The organism is Desulfosarcina sp. (genome assembly GCF_041551955.1).
Classification (GTDB): Bacteria; Desulfobacterota; Desulfobacteria; order Desulfobacterales; family Desulfosarcinaceae; genus Desulfosarcina.
The window spans coordinates 1-2,196 of sequence record NZ_JBFELV010000600.1 but is presented as its reverse complement, the minus strand read 5'-3'; the positions used below and the strand labels follow the sequence as shown (position 1 = coordinate 2,196).

General features: G+C 48.8%; 4 protein-coding genes. All 4 read right to left on the bottom strand.

The features are described from left to right. Nucleotides 1–183: 183 nt before the first annotated feature. Nucleotides 184–555 carry a hypothetical protein gene (locus ABYV26_RS24675; RefSeq protein WP_372684001.1) on the bottom strand — a complete coding sequence of 124 codons (372 nt, stop codon included), beginning with the start codon at nt 553–555 and terminating at the stop codon, nt 184–186. Between the two features lie 15 nt (nt 556–570). Then, nucleotides 571–1,284, bottom strand: coding sequence for a hypothetical protein (locus tag ABYV26_RS24670; RefSeq protein WP_372684000.1), 714 nt, complete (start codon nt 1,282–1,284; stop codon nt 571–573). A gap of 45 nt (nt 1,285–1,329) precedes the next feature. Further along, nucleotides 1,330–1,731 (bottom strand): hypothetical protein, encoded by a 402-nt coding sequence (locus tag ABYV26_RS24665; RefSeq protein ID WP_372683999.1) that lies wholly within the window; start codon nt 1,729–1,731, stop codon nt 1,330–1,332. Nucleotides 1,732–1,993: 262 nt separating this feature from the next. Beyond that, nucleotides 1,994–2,196, bottom strand: a 203-nt coding sequence (locus tag ABYV26_RS24660; protein ID WP_372683998.1) for a hypothetical protein, incomplete at its 5' end; no start/stop codon positions are given.

Sequence of the window (2,196 nt, the reverse complement as noted above, 5' to 3'; positions counted from 1 at the left end):
TACTATTTGGTAGCCCTCGTTGTGCATCATCGCCATTGACATCCGCAGCTTTGCCGTTAGCGGCGATACCTTCTTTGGGATCGCGCCATAAAGGCGCCAAATCCGCGATGGGTATGGAGCGGATACCCGAGGGATGCAACTTCTTTTTCCTTGAAAAAAATCCAAACATGCCGTGGTTGTCTTTTATGATTCCGTTTGGGGTGGACTTTCCGGCGACGCTTGATTTCGATTCTTCTTGATTGATTTGTAGGTACGGGATTGACGATAGTCGATACCCACCTTGGCACCAATGAATTGCAGGTGATCTTCGAGACTGAAGATGATTTTATAGTACTCATCCATATAACCGGTGAAGTCTTCGATATCTATCGACCGCATCAACTCGTCTCTGAGCCTGCTGATGATAATGTCGCTCTGGCGGGTGATGTCGGCCATCATGTAGGTGTCCGAGGTGTTGGCCATGATGACCCGGGATCGGGGGTGTTTGGCCATTTCAACAAAATAATCTTTTCCCTTTGCCGGTGTGCCGTTGTCACCTTTTTTTGTCTCATTCATCGTATGCTCCTTTTTTCAAGGATAAAATTGCAGGTATTCCCCTGCCAGGGATTGGCGAATCTCTTTGGAAAGAAACAAGCCCCACCGATAGCGGGGGGCCGTGGTCCGAATCCACGATTTGACACCCGGCAGGCGCCGATAGCAGCGGAATTTGTACTTGGGGAATTTGCTCGTCAGCACATATTCCGGAAGCGTCTTGGATCTGCGCGAAAGATGAATTCGGACATTTTCCCCTTCCATTCTGACCCGTTTAATATGGAATAAATGGGTTGCGCCGAGGGTATAGTGTTCCTTTTTTATTCCATCCCTATGGTTCAGTATGCCTGTTCCGCCTTTCAAGCTGATCTTCAAATGGGTTTGGGACATTTCGGTGATCGTTCCGGGCACGATTTTACGCTCAAGGGGTTTCCATTTGAGATACGATGCCAGCGCTTCCTGCTCAGCCATTAGACGTTCTAAAATGGGCCGGGCCAGTTGTTTGATTTTGGGCGGCAATTGCTCCAACGGGATTGAAAGGGGGATATCTTTCGAACCATTGGGCTCAGCATGGCCATTGAACCGCGCGATCCATTTGCGATGGGCAATAGGGTCGAAGAGAACGCAAACGCTATGGGTATCCAGATTAACGATGCAATCCCTTACCTGAAAATACTCGATCACGGCTGTTTCAATGGCTTGATGCGCCGCGCGTTCCTCAATTTCGTTCAGATGGATTGATGGCTGCTGCATATGATCGACAACCTGTCTGTTCCGGGTAATCCGGAAAGGGTTCACCTATCGAGCCAAAACTATCGGTTCATCGTATGCACCACACTCCTCGGCGTATAATTGGCCGCTAATGGCATTCTCGCCGTCGAATTCGCCATTGATACTCAAAAAAACATAGCGCTGTTGACTGTCGTCATAGCCGCTGCACAGAATTTCAATATGGCGGTCAAAGTGAACGGTAGTGCCGGATTGACTCGTAAAGCAGTCGTCGCTTGTATCCCAGGCCGCGGCATAGGTACTTCCCTGACCGCTGATGGTGATGGTATGCGTGACGTCATTGGCTGATCCGATCCAGGTGCCCGCCAACGGGCCGCCTTTTTCCTCAACTGAAGATCCTGAATCCGAAGAGCCCGATGATCCTCCGCAACCGGCCAGGCCAAGCAGACAGCACACAGTCACGACAATCATCAGGTTTCTTAACATTGGTATCAGCACCTTGTTAAAAACTATCAAAATAGACCTTCAAGCGCTCGATATAGCGCATGACATCCATCTTTACCGGTTCGCTTAACGCGGTCAGGGGCTTGCCCGAGCGGTAGCAGGCGATGGCTTCGATCAGCTGGGGCAGAATACCATAGGTTTAGCCGGCAGGTTCAAAGCAGAATGGAAAGGCGTTTTAGGGCACATTACCGCCAAAATAAGCAAAACCATTGTGACCATATGAAGGCTCCTAATCTCCATCGCCATTGCGGTTTTGGTGAAAAATATTGATTTCAAGATCGGAGAAAGCGGGATTGTTAATCAGATCAGACTCGGCTTTCCCTTCCGTGTGTGGCGCGTTAAATTGTTCGATCTTTTCTTTTTGCTTTTTCTTTGGAGGCTTGTATTGATTGGATATCAATCGATAAATACCACCTAAAATAAAGAGTACTC

Excerpts from the sequence above, each read along its gene's own strand:
- ABYV26_RS24675 (WP_372684001.1), bottom strand. The coding sequence starts at position 555 with ATGAATGAGACAAAAAAAGGTGACAACGGCACACCGGCAAAGGGAAAA.
- ABYV26_RS24670 (WP_372684000.1), bottom strand. The coding sequence starts at position 1,284 with ATGCAGCAGCCATCAATCCATCTGAACGAAATTGAGGAACGCGCGGCG.
- ABYV26_RS24665 (WP_372683999.1), bottom strand. The coding sequence starts at position 1,731 with ATGATTGTCGTGACTGTGTGCTGTCTGCTTGGCCTGGCCGGTTGCGGA.